The organism is Pseudomonas sp. YH-1, from assembly GCF_051990045.1.
In the GTDB taxonomy this organism is placed as follows: domain Bacteria; phylum Pseudomonadota; class Gammaproteobacteria; order Pseudomonadales; family Pseudomonadaceae; genus Pseudomonas; species Pseudomonas nicosulfuronedens.
In genome coordinates, this window is sequence record NZ_CP178184.1 from 1,244,667 (window position 1) to 1,262,815 (window position 18,149).

Genomic DNA, 18,149 nt, shown 5'->3' on the forward strand with positions numbered 1-18,149 from the left:
CAGAGGACGGCTCCCTCTCCCTTCAGGGAGAGGGCGGGGGAGAGGGCCAGCCCCCGCTCCAAACCTTCAAAGAATCGGCGACACCAGCCGTGCCACCCGCATCCCCAACTGCTGCAGCCGATGCACGCGCTTGCGGTCGTCCAGGGTCATCTCCACCGACTGGGCGAAGTCCTCTTCCAGCATGCTCTCCACGTCGCGAGCGAAGCCTTCGTCGACGGTGATCACCATGATCTCGAAGTTCAGGCGGAAGGAGCGGTTGTCCAGATTGGCGCTGCCTACGGCGGCGCTGTCGTGGTCGATCAGCACCACCTTCTGGTGCAGGAACCCGGGCTGGTAGCGGAACACCCGTACGCCAGCGCGCACGGCCTCCAGCGCGTAGAGGCTGGAGGCGGCGTAGACCGTCTTGTGGTCCGGCCGCGAGGGCAGCAGGATGCGCACGTCCACGCCGCGCAGCACCGCCAGGCGCAGGGCGGCGGCGACGGCTTCGTCGGGGACAAAATACGGCGTGGTGATCCACACCCGCTCCACCGCCGCGTTGATCGACTCGACGAAGAACAGCGAGCAGGTTTCCTGGGTGTCCGCTGGCCCGCTGGGCACCACCTGGCAGAGCATCCCGGCATCGTCGTAGCCATCGGGCAGGATCAGCGTCGGCAGCGCATGAGTGGCCCAGAACCAGTCTTCGGCGAAGCACTCCTGCAAGCAGGCCACCGCTGGGCCGTGCAGCTCGATGTGGGTGTCGCGCCAGGGTGCCAGCGGCGGCTTCTCGCCCAGGTATTCGACGCCAACGTTGTGTCCGCCGACGAAACCGCGTACGCCGTCGACCACCACGATCTTGCGGTGGTTGCGGAAGTTGACCTGGAAGCGGTTGATCATCCCGCTGCCGGTGCTGAAGGCATGGACCTGCACGCCGCCCTGGCGCAGTTTTTCCACATAGCGGCGCGGCAGCGAATGGCTGCCGATGCCGTCATACATCAGGAACACATCCACACCGTTGGCGGCGCGCTCCATCAGCAGTTGCGCCAGGCGCTGGCCAAGGGCGTCGTCGCGGATGATGAAGAACTGCACCAGGATGACTTTCCGCGCGCTGGAGATCGCCTCGAACATCGCGTCGAAGGAGGCCTTGCCGTTCACCAGCAGGCGCACCTTGTTGTTCGCCAGCGTCGGCATGCGCGCCAGGCCAACCATGGCCTTGAGCGATTTGTAGGCATGGTACTGGCGGGCGGCGAGGGCTTCTTCCACCCAGGGGCGCCAGTCCAGCTCGGCGGCGGCCACGTGCATTTCCTCGTTGGCCTGCCGGCGCGCGCCGATGTAGGCGTCAAAGCGGCTGCGGCCGAAGACCAGGTAGGGCACCAGGGTCAGCAGTGGCATGAACACCAGCGAAGTGGCCCAGGCGATGGCGCCCTGAGCGGTGCGCACGCTGAGCACGGCGTGGACCGCGGCGATGATTCCCAGCAACTGGATGACCACCAGGAAGTGGGCGATGTAGGCGGAGTAATGCATGGGCGCGCGATCGGTTCCTTGTGCTCGGCGTTGGCTTTGAGCCTAGTTGACTCCCGGCGGCTGCGGCCAGTGGTGGATCGGGCCTCGCCAGTGTTCGTAGGCTTTTCCCAAGCGCAGCACAGTGATGTCGGCGAAGCGCGGGCCGACGATCTGCAGGCCGATGGGCATGCCGGCGCTGGTGAAGCCACAGTTGATTGAGAGTGCCGGTTGCTCGGACATGTTCCAGGGTACGGTGAAGCCGATGTGCTCGAAGGGCAGCGCCGGGTCGTTGGTGGGCGAGGCCCATTCGGCCGGGAAGGCGGAGACCTGGTTGGTCGGCGAGAGCAGGAAGTCTACTTCGTGGAATTGCTCGGCAGCCCGTCGACGCATGTCGAAAGTGCGGTTGTAGCCGCGCACCGCGTCGGCGCCGCTGACCGAGGCGCCGCCCTCGGCCCACTGGTAGATGTAGGGCAGCACCTTGGCCTGGCGCTCCCGGGGCAGGTTTTCCAGCTCGGCCCAGAGGCGTGCGCGCCAGAACTTGTCGAGGCCGTCGAGCAGCTCGCGATCGAGGATCGGTCGGACTTCGACGATTTCCGCGCCCGCATCGGCGAAGCGCCGTGCGGCTGCCTCGACGGCGTCGCGCACTTCGGGTTCGGGCTGCAGGCCGCAGCCGGGATCGAGTTGCAGGCCGATGCGCAGGCCCTGCACGTCCAGCGGCTCGATGTGCCAGTCCAGTTCCTCCGGCGGCAGGGACGTGGCGTCGCGCCAGTCCGGGCGGACGAGGTGCTTCATCATCAGCGCCGCGTCATCCAGGGTGCGGGTCATGGGCCCGGCGCAGCGCCCGGTGTAGTAGGGGTCGATGGGAATACGCCCGAAGCTCGGCTTGAACCCGATCAGGCCGCACCAGCCCGCCGGCAGCCGCACCGAACCGCCGATGTCGGTGCCGATGTGCAGCGGCCCGTAGCCGGCGGCGGCGGCCGAGGCGGCGCCAGCGCTGGAGCCGCCGGGGTTCATGCGCAGGTCCCAGGGGTTGCGCGCCAGTTCGTGGAAGCTGGAGAGCCCGGAGGAGAGCATGCCGAAGTCCGGCACCGTGGTCTTGCCCAGCAGGATCGCGCCGGCCTCGAACATCCGCGCGGCGGGCGGTGCATCGCCGGTGGAAGGTTGCAGCAGGGTGGCGGCGCAGCCCTGGGGAATCGGGTCGCCACGGGTGGCGATCAGCACCTTGATGGTCACCGGCACGCCATCCAGTTCGCCACAGGGCGCGCAGCGAATCCAGCGCGCCTCGGAGCGCCGCGCCTGCTCCATCGCCCGCTGCGGATCGAAGGCGAAGAGCGCGCAAAGCTGCGGTTCCCAGCGGTCGATGTGAGCGATCAGGTGTTCCAGGTACTCGACGGGGGAAAGCTGGTGCGAGCGGTACAGGGCCAGCAGTTCGACGGCGGACAGGTCGTGCAACGGGGGCATGGCGGTCTCCGGCGTGGGGCTATGCCTCACCCTAGCCGAATCCGCGCCGCGATGGGATAGGCGCGGTCGTCACACCGCGCTCCATGCTCCGGTCGTCAGAGGTCGGAATCAGGCGCGCTGGCGCGATTGCTGGTCGATCAGGTACTGCAGGCGATAAAGATGACGGTAGCCCGATTCCCAGGCGCCGTGGCCGGATTTCACGTTGATGTGCCCGGCGGACGGCAGGATCACCGTCTCGGTGCCCCAGGCGCGGCCGAGGATCAATGCGCGCTGCGGGCTGCAGGCAGCGTCGTTGTCCGAACCCACCAGCACGGCGGGGAAGGGCAGCGCCTGCGCGGCGATGGGGGCGAAGTTGCGCAGCGCTTCGTGGCAGGTTTCCCGTTCCACGTCGGCCGGGGCGACCAGCAGGGCGCCGGCGACCTGGGCGAGGGTGCGGCGGTCGGCGCGGGCCGCCCAGGAGGCAACGGTGACGCAGCCCAGGCTGTGGGCTATCAGCACCACGCGGCCGGGTTCGCGGCGGATTTCGCGGTCCAGTTCGGCAACCCAGTCGTGGTGCTGCGGGGTGATCCAGTCCTGCTGCTGCACCCGCGCGGCGTTCGGCAGGGCGCTCTGCCAATGGCTCTGCCAGTGGGCGTCGTCGGATCCGTGCCAGCCCGGCACGATCAGGTAGCGGATGCGTTCGTTGCGCATGAAGCGGCCCTCTCGAATCGTCATGAGAAGGCATTCTAGGGAGGGTTTTAATGTTCGTTAAGGAATAAGAAATTCTTTGCTTATGCAGTATTTAAGCTAAACGAATCGCTATAAGCCTTCATTCCTGCGCCCGGCGCAACGGACAGCAGCGCGCCAGGATGCCTTCCAGGTTGAGGTCGGGCATGGCGTAGTCGCGCAGTGCCTTGGCGGTCTGCTCGACGTAGTCGCGGGTGGTGCCGAAGTGGCCCTGGGCGCTGTCGAGTACGTGCTGGACGATGTTGTCGGGCAGGGAGCCTGCGTAGCTGGGCAAGTGGCGTTCGAGGACGAAGCCCAGGGCGCGCACGCGGCTGCCGTCGTCGAGGCGGCAGTTCAGCCATTCCGGGCGGTAGGAGGCATAGGGCATTTCCCGTTCCCAGAGCGCGTAGAGATTGGCGTCGAGGTGGTCTTCCGGCAGGCGGAAGGCGAAGCCCGAGCAGGAGCCGCCACGGTCCAGGCCCAGCACCAGGCCCGGGGCTTCCGGGGTGCCGCGGTGGGTGAGGGACCACAGGTAGAGCCCGCGGTGGTAGCCATGTACCCGCGCGCGGCGTGCCTCGGCCACCGGGAATTCCGGACGCCAGATCAGCGAGCCGTAGGCGAACAGCCACACCGGGCCGGCGCCGTGTTCGCTCATGGTGATGTCGAGCGAGGCGCGCAGCTGTGCGGGTGTGAAACGTTCCGGCACCCCCAGTGTCGGTGGATAGAACGGGCCTTCCGAAGCGGGAGACGATGTCATGCGGTACCCCTCAGGTCTCCTAACTGTCATCAACTTAGTAGAACTGCGGCGGCCACGGAAGGGCCTGAAAGGCATAGGTTTATTGCCGAGGTGGGGATGACGACGAACGGCGGTGGACGGATCAGGGGCGGTTCGCGAGCAAGCTCGCTCCTACAAAGAGCGCTCCGGCTCAAACCTGTAGGAGCGAGCTTGCTCGCGAACCCGACATCCGGCGGATGTCGAAGCCGGGCATAAAAAAAGGCCGCTCACCCCTGCCTGAGTATTGGGAGAGCGGCCTTGAAGCTCGGTACGTTGTGGAGGTCCCTTTCTACACCCGCTCTGTTTCAGGTGTCTTACAGGTGCCTCAGCGCGCGGTGATCACCGCCAGCTTGGTAATGCCCGCCTTCTCGATGGAGGCCATGGCCTTGGCCACCTGGCCGTAGTTCACGTTCTCGTCGGCCTGCAGCTGCACACGCACTTCTGCGTCCCTGGCCTTGGCCGCCTGCAGGTTGCCTTGCAGGAGTTCCGGCTGAATTTCGTCCTTGTTGATGAACCACTTGCCGGCGCCGTCGATGCTCACCACCAGCGGGTCCTTCTGCTCCGGCGGGGCGACCGCCTCGGTCTTGGGCAGGTTGATCGGAATGGCGTTGGTCAGCAGTGGCGCGGTGACGATGAACACGACCAGCAGCACCAGCATCACGTCCACCAGCGGGGTCACGTTGATCTCGGAGAGAACCTCGTCGCTGTCCTGGGTCGAGAAGGCCATGTCAGCTCGCCTCCTTCACGCTGGCGCCGGCAGCCGGTTTGCGCGCGGCGGTGGGCAGGGTGACGACGCGGAAGGCGCTCTTCTGCGCGAGGCTGTAGAAGTCGTGGGCGAAGTCGTCGAGGTCGGCCGCCGTGAGCTTCAGGCGGCGGAGGAAGTAGTTGTAGACCAGCACCGCCGGCACGGCGACGGCGATACCCACGCCGGTGGCGATCAGCGCGCTGCCGATCGGGCCGGCGACGGTTTCCAGACTGGCCGAACCGGCCGCGCTGATGCCCTTGAGCGCTTCCATGATGCCCCACACGGTGCCGAACAGGCCGATGAAGGGCGAGGTGGAACCGATCGAGGCGAGCACCGCGAGGCCGGATTCCAGGGAGCGGCGCTCACGCTGGATCTGCTGGCGCAGGGCGCGCTCCAGGCGGTCCTGGTGGTTGATCGACTGGGCGAGGTCCGGCTGGCCGTTGTCCTGCACCTGGATGGCGGCGAAGCCGGCCTGGGCGACACGGGCGCCGGCGCCGGGCTTGCCGGCGGCCTGGTCACCGGCCGATTCGAGGCTGGTGGCGCTCCAGAACTGCTTCTGGAAGCGCTTGTCCTGGGACTTCTGGCGGGTGAACTGGACGCCTTTCACCAGGGCCAGGGCCCAGGTGACGACGGAGAAGCCGACCAGCAGCCAGATGACTGCGCCTTCGACGGATTCCAGGGGGTTCAGGGGCAGACTCATGGGTGTTCTCCTTCCGCGTTTCTCGTGCGGCTGATCTGGGCAAGTTGAATCAATGCAATTTGAAATCGATGGGTACGCTGACCCAGCCGTCCTGGGCTACGTCGCCGCGCTTGGCGGGGACGAAGCTCCAGCGTTTCACCGCGCGCACCGCCGCATCGTCCAGGGCGTCGCGGCCGCTGCTCTTCTGCACCTGGATCTCGTTCGGGCTACCGCTGGCGAGGACATGCACCCGCAGCAGCACGGTGCCTTCCCAGCCACGGCGCTGGGCCAGTGGCGGGTATTCCGGCGCCGGGTTCTTCTGGTAGCCGGCGTTGGCCGAGGGCGGCGTCAGCGGAGCCGGAGCCGGCGCTGGCGGAGCGGGTGGTGCCGGTTGCGGCGGCGGGGTTTCGGCCTTGGGCGGCGTGGGCTGCTCGACCGGCTTGGGCACGGGCTTGGGGACCGGTTTCGGCTTAGGTTTCGAGACGGGTTTGGGGATCGGCTTGGGCGGCGGCGGTTTCACCGCGTTCTCGTCCACCACCGGGGGCGGCGGCTCCTGCACCACCGGCTCGGGAATCGGCTCGGGCGGTGGTGGCTCGACCACGGGCGGAGTGGGGGCGGTGAATTCGATGGTCATCGGCGGCACCTGCGGCGGCACTTCCGGCAACTGCGGAGTGGGCTGCTGGCTCAGCCAGTAGATCACCGCGCCGTGTAGCGTCAGGGTGAACAGACCGAGCAGGACGGCTTCGCGGCGGCTCAGCGCACGGGCTTTTGCCGGCACGTGGCGGCCCAGCTCCAGCGCGTGACGCAACGGGCGTCCGAGATCGACCAGGTCGCCGCCGGGCACGTGGCGCAGGAAAGCATCCGGCGCGAGGGCATGCTGGGGTTGAGCCATGAACGATCTCCTTGCAGGTCTGCGCGGCTCTACGTCGCGCTTGAAACGGACCTGCATGATTGGCGGAGCGTCTTAGCTCTTGAAGTGATTGTTTCTCTTATTTAAATAACTTTCAGTGCTATGTGTTTTTGGAGAATCGCTGCAGGCCACGCCGTACGGGCCTTTGCGTGATTTCGCAAAAAACCGATGCCTTTGCGGCATGAAAAATATGCAGGAAAGGTTGGTGAAAAATTGCTCAATGCGCCGTGATAGAGCGGCCGGCGGAAGGCTGTAGGAGCGAGCTTGCTCGCGAACGGTGCTCGCCGATGGCAGCGGCGCTGGGTGGGTTCGCGAGCAAGCTCGCTCCTACAAAAGCCAAAAGCCGGAAACGAAAAAGCCCGGTCATTCGACCGGGCTTTTTTGAGCGTCAGCTTCGCGGCGATCAGAAGGCCGGAACGACGGCGCCCTTGTACTTCTCGAGGATGAACTGCTTCACCTCGGGGCTGTGCAGGGCGGCGGCCAGCTTCTGCATGGCGGCGCTGTCCTTGTTGTCCGGGCGGGCAACCAGGATGTTCACGTAGGGCGAATCGGCGCCTTCGATGGCCAGCGCGTCCTTGGTGGGGTTCAGCTTGGCTTCCAGGGCGTAGTTGGTGTTGATCAGGGCGAGGTCGACCTGGGTCAGCACGCGCGGCAGGGTGGCCGCCTCCAGCTCACGTACCTTGATGTTCTTCGGGTTCTCGACGATGTCCTTCGGGGTGGCGGTGATGGACTTGTTGTCCTTGAGCTTGATCACGCCGGCCTTGTCCAGCAGCAGCAGGGCGCGGCCGCCGTTGGTGGCGTCGTTGGGGATCACCACGGTGGCGCCGGAGGGCAGCTCTTCGAGCTTCTTGAACTTGGTGGAGTAGGCGCCCAGCGGCTCGATGTGCACGCCGGTGACGGCGATCAGGCTGGTGCCCTTGGTCTTGTTGAACTCATCCAGGTACGGCTGGTGCTGGAAGAAGTTGGCGTCCAGGCGCTTCTCGGCGACCTGGGTGTTGGGCTGCACGTAGTCGGTGAATTCCTTCACCTTCAGCTCCACCCCTTCCTTGGCCAGGATGGGTTTGACGAAGTTGAGGATCTCGGCGTGCGGCACTGGGGTGGCGGCGACGGTCAGGCTCTCGGCGGCCTGGGCCAGCGGGGTGGCGATGACTGCGGCGGCAGCGAACGCGGCGAACAGCTTCTTCATGGTTGGCTCCTTGGTCGGCCCGCATCCGGCGGGCCTTGTGGTTATTTGCGCGAGTAGTGGACCACCAGCTTGTCGCCGACGGTCTGCAGGATCTGGACGAGTACCACCAGCATCACCACGGTGAGCAGCATCACGTCGTCCTGGAAGCGTTGGTAGCCGTAGCGGATCGCCAGGTCGCCGAGGCCGCCGGCGCCCACCACACCGGCCATCGCGGTGTAGGACACCAGGGTGATGGCGGTGACGGTGATGGCGGCGATGATGCCCGGACGGGCTTCGGGCAGCAGCGCGTTCCAGATGATCTGGCGGGTGCTGGCGCCCATCGCCTGGGTGGCTTCGATGATGCCCTTGTCCACCTCGCGTAGCGCGGTTTCCACCAGGCGCGCGAAGAACGGCGTGGCACCCACCACCAGCGGCGGGATGGCCCCGGCGACGCCCAGCGAAGTACCGACCAGGATCACCGTGAGCGGGATCAGCACGATCAGCAGGATGATGAACGGCAGCGAGCGCAGCACGTTGACGATGAACGCCAGCACGCCGTAGATGCCGCGGTTGGCGAACATCTGCTTGGGCCCGGTGAGGAACAGCAGCACGCCCAGCGGCAGGCCGAGGATGACGGTGAACAGCAGCGAACCGCCGAGCATCCAGAAGGTGTCGAGGCTGGCCTGGAGGATTTCCGACCAATCGATGTTTACGAAAAAGTCGCTCATGAGCGCAGCACCTCCACATGGACCTCGGCGGCGTTGAGTTGCGCCATGGCGGCCTCGATGTCGCCGCCCACCAGGGACAGGGTGAGCTGGCCGTAGGGCTGGTCCTTGATGCGGTCGATACGCCCGGCAAGGATGCTGTAGTCGACGCCGGTCTGGCGCGCGACGGTGCCCAGCAGTGGCGCGTAGGTCGCCTCGCCACGGAAGGTCAGGCGCAGGATGCGGCCCGGCACGTGGGCAAAGTCATCGTGCTGCTCGTCCTCGTCGACGCGCTCGGCCTCGAAGACGAAACGTCGGGTGGTGTCGTGCTGCGGATGGAGGAACACGTCGGCGACCTCGCCCTGTTCGACGATGCGCCCAGCATCCATCACTGCCACCTGGTCGCAGACGCGGCGGATCACGTCCATCTCGTGGGTGATCAGGACGATGGTCAGCTTCAGCTCGCGGTTGATCTCGGCCAGCAATTGCAGGACCTGGCCGGTGGTCTGCGGGTCGAGGGCGCTGGTGGCTTCGTCGCAGAGCAGGATGGTCGGTCGGCAGGCCAGGGCACGGGCGATGCCGACGCGCTGCTTCTGGCCGCCGGAGAGCTGCGCGGGGTATTTGCGGGCGTGGTCCTTGAGGCCGACGCGCTCGAGCAGTTCGTCCACTCGCGCGGTGATCTCGGCGGCGCTGAAGGTACCGGCGAGCTTCATCGGCATGGCGATGTTGTCGGCGACGGTCTTGGAGGCCAGCAGGTTGAAGTGCTGGAAGATCATCCCGACGCGCTGGCGGAAGCGGCGCAGGCCGTCGGCGTCCAGGGCGGTGATGTCTTCGCCATCGATGACGATGCGCCCGCCGCTGGGCTCTTCCAGGCGGTTGATCAGGCGCAGCAGGGTGCTTTTACCGGCGCCGGAATGGCCGATCAGGCCGAACACCTGGCCGCCCTCGATGGACAGGCGGGTCGGCTGCAGGGCCGGGATATCGCGTCCGGCGACGCGATAGGTCTTGTGGACGTCGTGGAATTCGATCACTTAGCGAACCTTGTGGGTACGGGGAGGCGCCGCTCGCTGCCGGAGCCGTCGGATGAACAGGCGTAGGCAACGAGCGTAGGCGGTCAGCCAAAACCGCGCATTTTAACCTGCTTTTTTATGGCTGATTAATCTTTGTTCAGCTAAGCACGGAACAAAAGGAAATAACGGGCGCCGCGAACGGGCGCCCGCGGGCTTACGGTGTGCAGGTCGGCTGAGGGGCCGGGGCTGCTGGCGCGGCGGGCTTCTGCAGGCCGCTCACGTCGGCGGCCACGCCGGGCGCGCGGGGCATCAGCGAGCGGGCGCGGGTCAGGGCGGTGGTGGCGCCATTGACGTCGCCCTTGGCCAGGGCTTCGCGGCTGCGCTCCAGGTACGCGTCGGCCAGGCGCTTGCGGCGCTCGGCGAGCTGGGTGGTGTCTTCCTGTTCGGAGCCCAGCGCGAGCTGCGCGGATTCCAGACGGCCGGCGGCCAGTTCGGTCTCGAAGCCACTGCTGCTGGGCGGTTGGCTCGCGGTGCTCTGGCAGGCCGCAAGGGCCAGCGCCATGGCCATCAGCGCGAACAGGCGGATGACGAACGACTTCATGCGTCAGGGTCTCTTTTGATCAAAAAATCGCCAAATTCTACACCGTCCGGCGCGGCAGGACAAAACTCAGCAGGAACAGGGCCGCCGCGCTGACCACGATGGAGGGGCCGGCGGGGGTGTCCTTGAACCAGGACAGCGAGAGCCCGGCACACACCGCCACCAGGCCGATCAGACTCGCGCCGAAGGCCATTTGTTCAGGGCTGCGCGCATGCCGTTGGGCGGCGGCGGCGGGGATGATCAGCAGCGAGGTGATCAGCAGCACGCCGACGATCTTCATGGCCACGGCGATGACGATGGCGATCAGCAGCATCAGCGCCAGGCGGATGGCGGTGACCGGCAGGCCTTCGACCCGCGCCAGTTCCTCGTGCACGGTGATCGCCAGCAGCGGTCGCCACAGCCAGCAGATCAGCCCGAGCACCAGGGCGCTGCCGGCAATGATCCACAAGAGGTCGGCCTGGCTGACGGCGAGCAGGTCGCCGAACAGGTAGGCCATCAGGTCGACGCGCACTTCCTTCATGAAGCTCAGGGTCACCAGGCCCAGCGACAGCGTGCTGTGGGCGAGGATGCCCAGCAGGGTGTCGGCGGCCAGTGGCTGGCGCTGCTGCAGGGTGACCAGCAGTACGGCGAGCAGTACGCAGCCGACGGTCACCGCCAGCGTCGGGCTGACGTCCAGCAGGAAGCCGAGGGCCACGCCGAGCAGGGCGGCGTGGGATAGGGTGTCGCCGAAATAGGCCATGCGTCGCCAGACGACGAATGAGCCCAGGGGCCCGGCGACCACCGCCAGGGCCAGCCCGGCGAGGAGGGCGTTGAGCAGAAAATCAGCCATGGTTGCAGTCGGGGCCGTGCTGGTGGACCGGGGTGAAGCGGGTGCCCGCGGGGAAGGCGGGTTTCACCACCTCGCCGTGCAGGTCGTGGGAATGGTCGTGGTGGTGGTGATAGACCGCCAGGCTGCGGGCATCCTGGCCGAACAGCTCGACGAAGGCCGGGTCGCCGCTGACCTGTTCCGGGTGCCCGGAGCAGCAGACGTGACGGTTCAGGCAGACCACCTTGTCGGTGGCACTCATCACCAGATGCAGGTCGTGGGAGACCATCAGCACGCCGCAGCCGAGGCGGTCGCGCAGGCGGCCGATCAGGCGGTACAGCTCGGCCTGGCCGGCGACGTCGACGCCCTGCACGGGTTCGTCGAGCACCAGCAGTTCCGGCTTGCGCAACAGGGCGCGGGCCAGCAGCACGCGCTGCAACTCGCCGCCGGAGACACTCTGCAGCGGCTTGTCGATCACGTGGGCGGCACCGACTTCCTTCAGCGCGTCGAGCGCGTGGGAACGCTGCACACCGGGGACCAGGCGCAGGAAGCGGAAGACCGTCAGCGGCAGGGTCGGATCGACGTGGAGCTTCTGCGGCATGTAGCCGATGGACAGCTTCGGCTGGCGCCAGACGCTGCCGGTATCGGGCTTGAGCAGGCCGAGCACGCTGCGCACCAGGGTCGTCTTGCCGGCGCCGTTGGGGCCGATCAGGGTGACGATCTCGCCCGGAGCGATGGTCAGGTCGACGTTCTGCAGCACCGCCTGGCCGGCGTAGCTGACGCCGACGCCTTGCAGGCGAATCAGCGCGTCGCTCATCACGCCTCCCGCTGGCCGGGGGCGCAGGCGCCGCAGAGGCCGACGATCTCGACGGTCTGGGTTTCCACGGCGAAGCCGACGCTCCTGGCGCCGTTGACGATGGCCTCGCTGATGGCCGGCTGCTCCAGCTCGATGGCGGTATGGCAGGCACGGCAGATCAGGAACTGGCCTTCGTGGGCGTGCTCCGGGTGGGCGCAGCCGATGAAGGCGTTGAGCGAGGCGATGCGGTGTACCAAACCGTTTTCCAGGAGGAAATCCAGGGCGCGGTAGACCGTCGGCGGCGCCGCCTTGCGGCCGTCCTCCTCGCTCAATACGGCGAGGATGTCGTAGGCACCCAGCGGCTTGTGGCTCGCCCAGACCAGCTCCAGCACGCGCCGGCGCAGTTCGGTCAGGCGCACACCCTGGCGCGCGCACAGCGCGTCGGCGTCGGCCAGGGCGCTGGCCACGCAGTTGGCGTGGTCGTGCGGACGGCAGGCGAGGGGAGTCTTGGGGGCGATCTTGTACATGCGCGGCGACGCTCGGGTTCAGAGACGTTATTATATTACTCTTTCATGTCTCCCCTGTGTGAGTGCTGCCGTGTCCTTCCGTCCCGTCGCCCTGCTGACTGCCGCCTGCGCGCTGCTGTTCAGCCTTCCCGTACGTGCCGAGGTCAGCGTGCTGACCAGCATCAAGCCACTGCAACTGATCGCCGCCGCCATCCAGGACGGCGAGGGCGCGCCGGACGTGCTGCTGCCGCCAGGCGCCTCGCCGCACAGCTACTCGCTGCGCCCGTCCGACATCCGCCGCGTGCGCGACGCGCAGCTGTTCTATTGGGTCGGCCCGGACCTGGAGAACTTCCTGCCCAAGGTGCTGGAAAGCCGCAAGGGCCCCAGCGTGGCCGTGCAGGACCAGGCGGGCATGCACCTGCGCAAGTTCGCCGACTTCAGCGCGTCCAACCACCCGGACCATGACGATGACCACGATGACCTGGGCCACGATCATGATCACCGCCCCGGCATGATCGACGCCCACCTCTGGCTGCTGCCGGCCAACGCCCAGGTGATCGCCGCGCGCATGGCCGAGGACCTGGCCATCGCCGATCCGGCCAACGCCAGCCGCTACCAGGCCAACCTGAAGGCCTTCGACGAGCGCATGGACCAGCTCAATACCCGCCTGCAGCAACGTATCGATCCGCTCAAGGGCAAGCCGTTCTTCGTCTTCCACGAGGCATTCGATTACTTCGAGGAGGCCTACGGTCTGCGGCACACCGGCGTCTTCGCCGTGTCCGCCGACGTGCAGCCAGGCGCCCGCCATGTCGCCATGATGCGTGCTCAGCTGCAAAAGGCCGGGCCGTCCTGCATCTTCAGCGAACCGCCGATCCGCCCGCGCCTGGCCGACACCCTGAGCCAGGGTCTGCCGGTGCGCCTGGCCGAGCTGGACGACCTGGGCGTGGGCGTGAAGGTCGACGCGCAAGGCTACGAGCATCTGCTGGGCAACCTGGCGGATGAGTTCGCGGGGTGCCTGGAGAAGCTCTGACCGGGCTTCTCGGGACGTTTCTGTAGCGGGGGTTGCCCTCGCCCCCAGCCCTCTCCCTTGTAGGAGCGGGCCATGCCCGCGATCGCGCGCATGGCGCGCTCCTACAGTTCACATGTCCGCACCGGGCGCGGCACTGTGCCATCGCCGCGCCTGATCGTCGCACCGCTCCTGCCTGAAATTTCCTCACCTTTTCCCCATCAATGCCCCGCCAATCGTCGGCTGCACCGCTGTTTTTCTGCGTCCACCGCGCAACCGTCTATCGTGTGTAATGGTGTGAGGTAGGCACAACATATTGATGCCGATCATTCTTCTGTGCCTACATATTGGGTCTACTCGCGCCCCATTGCGCCCTGCCACCCAACCGACAGGAGGTTATTTTCGGATGGCCAAGACCGATGCGCGCCAACGCGGCGCCAACCCAGGAGTTCTCGCCCTGCAGCCTGCCTCGCAGGATATCTGGGACAGCAAGTACCGCCTCAAGCACAAGAGCGGTGACCCCATTGACGGCAGCGTCGACGAGACCTGGCAGCGCGTCGCCCGCGCCCTCGCCGACGTCGAGGCCAACAAGGCTCTGCGCGAACACTGGTACGAGCGCTTCCTCTGGGCCCTGCGCAACGGCGCCATTCCGGCCGGGCGGATCATTTCCAACGCCGGTGCCCAGGGGCACAAGCCGGCCACCTCGACCATCAACTGCACGGTCTCCGGGATCATCCGCGACTCCATGGACGACATCCTGGAGAAGGTCCACGAGGCCGGGCTGACGCTCAAGGCCGGCTGCGGCATCGGCTACGAATTCAGCACCCTGCGCCCGCGCGGCGCCTATGTCTCCGGCGCCGGCGCGCATACCAGTGGGCCGCTGTCGTTCATGGATATCTACGACAAGATGTGCTTCACCGTCAGCTCTGCCGGCGGGCGGCGCGGTGCGCAGATGGGCACCTTCGATGTCAGCCATCCGGACGTGCGCGAGTTCATCCGCGCCAAGCGCGAAGACGGCCGCCTGCGCCAGTTCAACCTCAGTCTGTTGATCACCGATGGTTTCATGAACGCCGTGGAGGACGACGAGGACTGGCCGCTGGTGTTCCCGATTCACCAGAAGGAACGCGACGAGGTCGACCTCAAGAACGCCGAGGAAGTGGTCTGGCGCGACTGGCCGCTGCACGACGACTACCTGGTGGGTGACGACGGCCGCGTGGCCTGCAAGGTCTACGGGCGGGTCAAGGCGCGGCACCTGTGGGACATGATCATGGTATCCACCTACGACTACGCCGAACCCGGCTTCATCCTCATCGACCGGGTCAACGAGATGAACAACAACTGGTGGTGCGAGGCGATCCGCGCCACCAATCCCTGCGGCGAGCAGCCGTTGCCGCCCTATGGTTCCTGCCTGCTGGGCTCGGTGAACCTGACCACCTTCGTGGTCGACGCCTTCGGCGACAATGCGCGCTTCGACTGGGAGCGCTACCGCGAAGTGGTCCGGGTGTTCACCCGCATGCTCGACAACGTGGTGGAGATCAACGGCCTGCCGCTGGAACAGCAGCGTGCGGAAATCCTCGGCAAGCGTCGCCACGGCATGGGCTTCCTTGGCCTGGGCTCGGCGCTGACCCTGCTCAAGCTGCGCTACGGCAGCCCGGAAGCCTGCGTGTTCACCGAGGAAGTGGCGCGCGAGATGGCCCTGGTCGGCTGGGAAGTGGCGCTGGAGCTGTCCCGCGAGAAAGGCCCGGCGCCGGCGCTGGTGAAGGACTATGAAGTCACCGCCGAGATGCTGCGCAAGCGCCCGGAAATGAAGGCCGATGGCCTCAAGGTCGGCGACAAGGTCGCGGGCCGCGTGCTGCACGCCAAGTACTCGCGCTACATGCAGCGCGTCGCCGAGCATGCACCGCAGCTGATCGAGGAACTGGCCGAGCACGGCGCGCGCTTCACCCACCACAGTTCCATCGCGCCCACCGGCACCATCAGCCTGAGCCTGGCGAACAATGCTTCCAACGGCATCGAGCCGAGCTTCGCCCACCACTATTCACGCAACCTGATCCGCCCCGGTCGCAAGACCAAGGAGAAGATCTCGGTCTTCAGCTACGAACTGCTGGCCTACCGCGACCAGGTGGACCATCACGCCGTACCGGGTGCCGAGGAAGAGAAGCACCGCCTGCCGGACTACTTCATCACCGCCGACGACATCACCCCGCAGCAGCACGTGGACATCCAGGCCGCCGCGCAGAAGTGGATCGACTCGTCGATCTCCAAGACCGCCAACGTCCCCACCGACTACCCGTTCGAGGACTTCAAGGACATCTACCTCTACGCCTGGCGCCAGGGCCTGAAGGGCTGCACCACCTTCCGCTTCAACCCGGCGGCCTTCCAGGGCGTGCTGGTGAAGGAATCGGACCTGGAAAAGACGGTGTACCGCTTCGAGTTGGAAGACGGCAGCGTGGTGGAACTCAAGGGCAACGAGGAAGTGGAGTACGACGGCGAGATCCATACCGCCGCCAACCTCTTCGACGCCTTGAAAGAAGGCTATTACGGCAAGTACTGATACCCCTGGAGAATGCTATGAGCGTCAAGATCAACCAGAAGATCAAAGGCTTCCAGGTGGTGGATGTGGCCGAGGAAAAGGCCCGCGTGGAAGCCGCTGCGGCCGCCGCCGTGGTGAAGATGGACGAGACCCTGCAGCGCCCCGAGCTGCTGGTGGGCGCCACCTACAAGATCAAGTCACCGCTGTTCGAGCACGCGCTGTACGTGACCATCAACGACGTGGTGCTCAACCCGGACACTCCGTACGAGCAGCGCCGGCCCTTCGAGATCTTCATCAACTCGAAGAACATGGACCACTTCCAGTGGATCGTTGCGCTCACCCGGATCATGTCCGCGGTGTTCCGCAAGGGCGGTGACTGCACCTTCCTGGTGGAAGAGATGAAGGCGGTGTTCGACCCGCGCGGTGGCTACCTGAAACGCGGCGGCATCTATATGCCGTCGATCGTCGCCGAGATCGGCGCCGTGGTGGAGCGCCACCTGGTCGCCATCGGTCTGATGGAAGGCCCGCAGCTGGACGAGGAGCAGCGCCTGTACCTCGCCGAAAAGCGCGCCGCCTACGAAGCCGCCCAGGGCACCAACAAGGCTGAACCCGGCGAAGGCTTCCCCGCCGGCGCCCAACTGTGCGGCAAGTGCAACACCATGGCGGTGGTGCAGATGGATGGCTGCGCCACCTGTCTGAACTGCGGGCATTCGAAGTGCGGGTGAGCCCGCTCAAAACGCATGCGTTTTGAAGGGCGAACGACCGGCCATGGATGGCCAGGCCGGGGCTGACCTTGAGTATAGGAGCACCGGCAGGGATGCCCGCTCCGAGTTAGATCTTTACGCCGCCCGCTTCATACCGGACTGTTCTTCTGTAGGAGCGAGCTTGCTCGCGAACCAACTCCGCTGCGGGGCTTGTTCGCGAGCAAGCTCGCTCCTACGAAGAGCCGTCGGAGCGTTTACAGCGCAAACGGCAAATGAATCCCCACCGTCTGCCGCAGGGCCAACCGTCGTTCGAACTCACTAGGGTCATGGATCAGCACATCCTGCCCGGCGAACGCCTCGGCGGCGATCAGCCGCGACAGCCAGAAGCGCACGCAAGCCACCCGCAGCATCTCCGGCCACAGCTCTGCCTCCAGTGCGGTGAACGGCCGCCTGGCCGCGTAGGCCGCCAGCAGAGCACGGGCGCGTGGGCCGTCGAGGGCGCCATCGTCGGTTGAGCACCAGTCGTTCACGGTGATCGCCAGGTCGTAGAGCATCCAGCCGGAGCTGGCGTTGTAGAAGTCGATTACTCCAGCCAGGTGCGGGCCGTCGAACAGCACGTTGTCGCGGAACAGGTCGGCGTGCAGGTTGGCGCGCGGCAGTGCCGGTTGTTCGGCGAGCAGGCGGGCAATTTCTTCCAGGGCATCGCCCAGCAGGGTCGCGGCGTTGCCGGAAAGGTGCGACTGCATCGTCTCGCCCTCATGCAGCATCCAGCTCAGGCCACGGTCGCTGGGGCGCTCGATGATCCGATCGCGGGTCGCCAGGTGCAGGCGAGCCAGCAGGTTGCCGACCTCCTGGCAGTGATGGTTGTTCGGTGAGCGTTCGTGACGGCCGGCCAGGCGCGGTTGCAGTAGCGCCGGCTTGCCTTCGAGCTGGCGCAGCGCCTCGCCGTCTTTCGTGCGCAGAGCGTAAGGCACCGGCAGGTCAGCTTCGTGCAGGACGTCGAGCAGTTCGATGAAGAACGGCATCTCCTGCACCGGGCCGCGCTCCACCAGGGTCAGGACGAATTCGCCCTGTTCCAGGCTGACGAAGAAGTTGCTGTTCTCCGACCCTTCCGCGATGCCGCGAAAGTCCCGCAGGCGGCCGAGACCGTAAGGGGCGAGGAAGTCTTCCAGGACCGGACGTTCCAGAGGCGTGAATACCGACATGCTCAATCCTCTGGAGCGTCGTGGAGGGGAGGGTTTACCAGCTGAAGATCTGCCACTGCGGAATCAGCTTGTCGGGCTGGTCCGAGCGGATGAAGTTGCCGTCGCTGCCGTCCTGGCGCACCAGGAAGTACGGCTTGCCGTGCTTGGGCACGACCTTGATGGCGTAGAGGAATCCGTTCACGCGGTATTCCTGGATGGTCTTGTCGCCTTCCTGGCGGATGGTCACATCCGGTTCCGGCGTCGGGGCATCGTCCGCCGCCATGACGGAAGTCGCGCCAAGACCCAGTAGAGCGGCGAGCAACAGGCGGTTCAACGTACGCATGATAACCTTGTCCCTTTGTCGAATTGGCTACGGACATTTTA

19 protein-coding genes are annotated in these 18,149 nt (G+C 66.2%); 3 read left to right on the forward strand and 16 right to left on the reverse strand.

Translation table 11 applies throughout. The features are described 5' to 3' along the window. Positions 1–66: 66 nt before the first annotated feature. From cls to zur, 14 genes are all read right to left on the reverse strand, one after another. Positions 67–1,500, reverse strand: a complete 1,434-nt coding sequence (gene cls, locus ACKI1H_RS05660) for a cardiolipin synthase (protein ID WP_138519905.1) — start codon at positions 1,498–1,500, stop codon at positions 67–69. A gap of 42 nt (positions 1,501–1,542) precedes the next feature. Further along, positions 1,543–2,940, reverse strand: a complete 1,398-nt coding sequence (locus ACKI1H_RS05665; protein ID WP_440467868.1) for an amidase — start codon at positions 2,938–2,940, stop codon at positions 1,543–1,545. A 108-nt stretch (positions 2,941–3,048) separates the two neighbouring features. Next, complete coding sequence (locus ACKI1H_RS05670) at positions 3,049–3,630, reverse strand: alpha/beta hydrolase (protein ID WP_440468827.1); 582 nt, start codon at positions 3,628–3,630, stop codon at positions 3,049–3,051. A 118-nt stretch (positions 3,631–3,748) separates the two neighbouring features. After that, positions 3,749–4,402, reverse strand: coding sequence for a gamma-glutamylcyclotransferase (locus tag ACKI1H_RS05675; RefSeq protein ID WP_138519903.1), 654 nt, complete (start codon positions 4,400–4,402; stop codon positions 3,749–3,751). 343 nt (positions 4,403–4,745) lie between these two features. Beyond that, entirely contained in the window at positions 4,746–5,147 is a 402-nt protein-coding gene (locus ACKI1H_RS05680; RefSeq protein WP_138519902.1) for an ExbD/TolR family protein, read from the reverse strand. 1 nt (position 5,148) lies between these two features. Beyond that, positions 5,149–5,865, reverse strand: coding sequence for a MotA/TolQ/ExbB proton channel family protein (locus tag ACKI1H_RS05685; RefSeq protein WP_081518836.1), 717 nt, complete (start codon positions 5,863–5,865; stop codon positions 5,149–5,151). 49 nt (positions 5,866–5,914) lie between these two features. Continuing rightward, on the reverse strand, positions 5,915–6,736 hold the full coding sequence (locus tag ACKI1H_RS05690) for an energy transducer TonB (protein ID WP_440467869.1): 822 nt from the start codon (positions 6,734–6,736) through the stop codon (positions 5,915–5,917). Between the two features lie 421 nt (positions 6,737–7,157). Then, positions 7,158–7,940, reverse strand: coding sequence for a MetQ/NlpA family ABC transporter substrate-binding protein (locus ACKI1H_RS05695; protein ID WP_138519900.1), 783 nt, complete (start codon positions 7,938–7,940; stop codon positions 7,158–7,160). Positions 7,941–7,981: 41 nt separating this feature from the next. Then, the gene (locus tag ACKI1H_RS05700; protein WP_024766991.1) at positions 7,982–8,647 is read right to left on the reverse strand and encodes a methionine ABC transporter permease; all 666 of its coding nucleotides are present in this window, start codon (positions 8,645–8,647) and stop codon (positions 7,982–7,984) included. Further along, complete coding sequence (locus ACKI1H_RS05705; RefSeq protein WP_440467870.1) at positions 8,644–9,654, reverse strand: methionine ABC transporter ATP-binding protein; 1,011 nt, start codon at positions 9,652–9,654, stop codon at positions 8,644–8,646. The genes ACKI1H_RS05700 and ACKI1H_RS05705 overlap by 4 nt, the downstream gene beginning before the upstream one ends. Before the next feature lie 193 nt (positions 9,655–9,847). Then, positions 9,848–10,234, reverse strand: a complete 387-nt coding sequence (locus ACKI1H_RS05710) for a hypothetical protein (RefSeq protein ID WP_138519898.1) — start codon at positions 10,232–10,234, stop codon at positions 9,848–9,850. Positions 10,235–10,271: 37 nt separating this feature from the next. After that, positions 10,272–11,060: a zinc ABC transporter permease subunit ZnuB gene (gene znuB / locus ACKI1H_RS05715; RefSeq protein ID WP_440467871.1), complete on the reverse strand. Its 789-nt coding sequence runs from the start codon at positions 11,058–11,060 to the stop codon at positions 10,272–10,274. After that, complete coding sequence (gene znuC, locus ACKI1H_RS05720; protein ID WP_081518832.1) at positions 11,053–11,853, reverse strand: zinc ABC transporter ATP-binding protein ZnuC; 801 nt, start codon at positions 11,851–11,853, stop codon at positions 11,053–11,055. Before znuC ends, znuB begins: the two co-directional genes overlap by 8 nt. Then, the gene (zur, locus tag ACKI1H_RS05725; RefSeq protein WP_138519896.1) at positions 11,853–12,359 is read right to left on the reverse strand and encodes a zinc uptake transcriptional repressor Zur; all 507 of its coding nucleotides are present in this window, start codon (positions 12,357–12,359) and stop codon (positions 11,853–11,855) included. The genes znuC and zur overlap by 1 nt, the downstream gene beginning before the upstream one ends. 70 nt (positions 12,360–12,429) lie before the next feature. Between zur and znuA the strand changes: the two genes are divergently transcribed. From znuA to ACKI1H_RS05740, 3 genes are all read left to right on the forward strand, one after another. Further along, entirely contained in the window at positions 12,430–13,368 is a 939-nt protein-coding gene (gene znuA, locus ACKI1H_RS05730) for a zinc ABC transporter substrate-binding protein ZnuA (RefSeq protein ID WP_440467872.1), read from the forward strand. Between the two features lie 382 nt (positions 13,369–13,750). Continuing rightward, on the forward strand, positions 13,751–15,898 hold the full coding sequence (locus tag ACKI1H_RS05735; RefSeq protein ID WP_440467873.1) for an adenosylcobalamin-dependent ribonucleoside-diphosphate reductase: 2,148 nt from the start codon (positions 13,751–13,753) through the stop codon (positions 15,896–15,898). Between the two features lie 17 nt (positions 15,899–15,915). Next, positions 15,916–16,602 carry a TSCPD domain-containing protein gene (locus tag ACKI1H_RS05740; protein WP_017521239.1) on the forward strand — a complete coding sequence of 229 codons (687 nt, stop codon included), beginning with the start codon at positions 15,916–15,918 and terminating at the stop codon, positions 16,600–16,602. Between the two features lie 233 nt (positions 16,603–16,835). On the opposite strand, the gene ACKI1H_RS05745 is transcribed toward ACKI1H_RS05740, so the two are convergent. Both ACKI1H_RS05745 and ACKI1H_RS05750 read right to left on the reverse strand, forming a co-directional pair. Further along, positions 16,836–17,786 (reverse strand): homoserine kinase, encoded by a 951-nt coding sequence (locus ACKI1H_RS05745; protein ID WP_138519893.1) that lies wholly within the window; start codon positions 17,784–17,786, stop codon positions 16,836–16,838. Positions 17,787–17,820: 34 nt separating this feature from the next. Beyond that, a complete protein-coding gene (locus ACKI1H_RS05750) occupies positions 17,821–18,108 on the reverse strand; it encodes a DUF2782 domain-containing protein (protein WP_024766803.1) in 288 nt (95 codons plus the stop codon). Between the last annotated feature and the right edge of the window lie 41 nt (positions 18,109–18,149).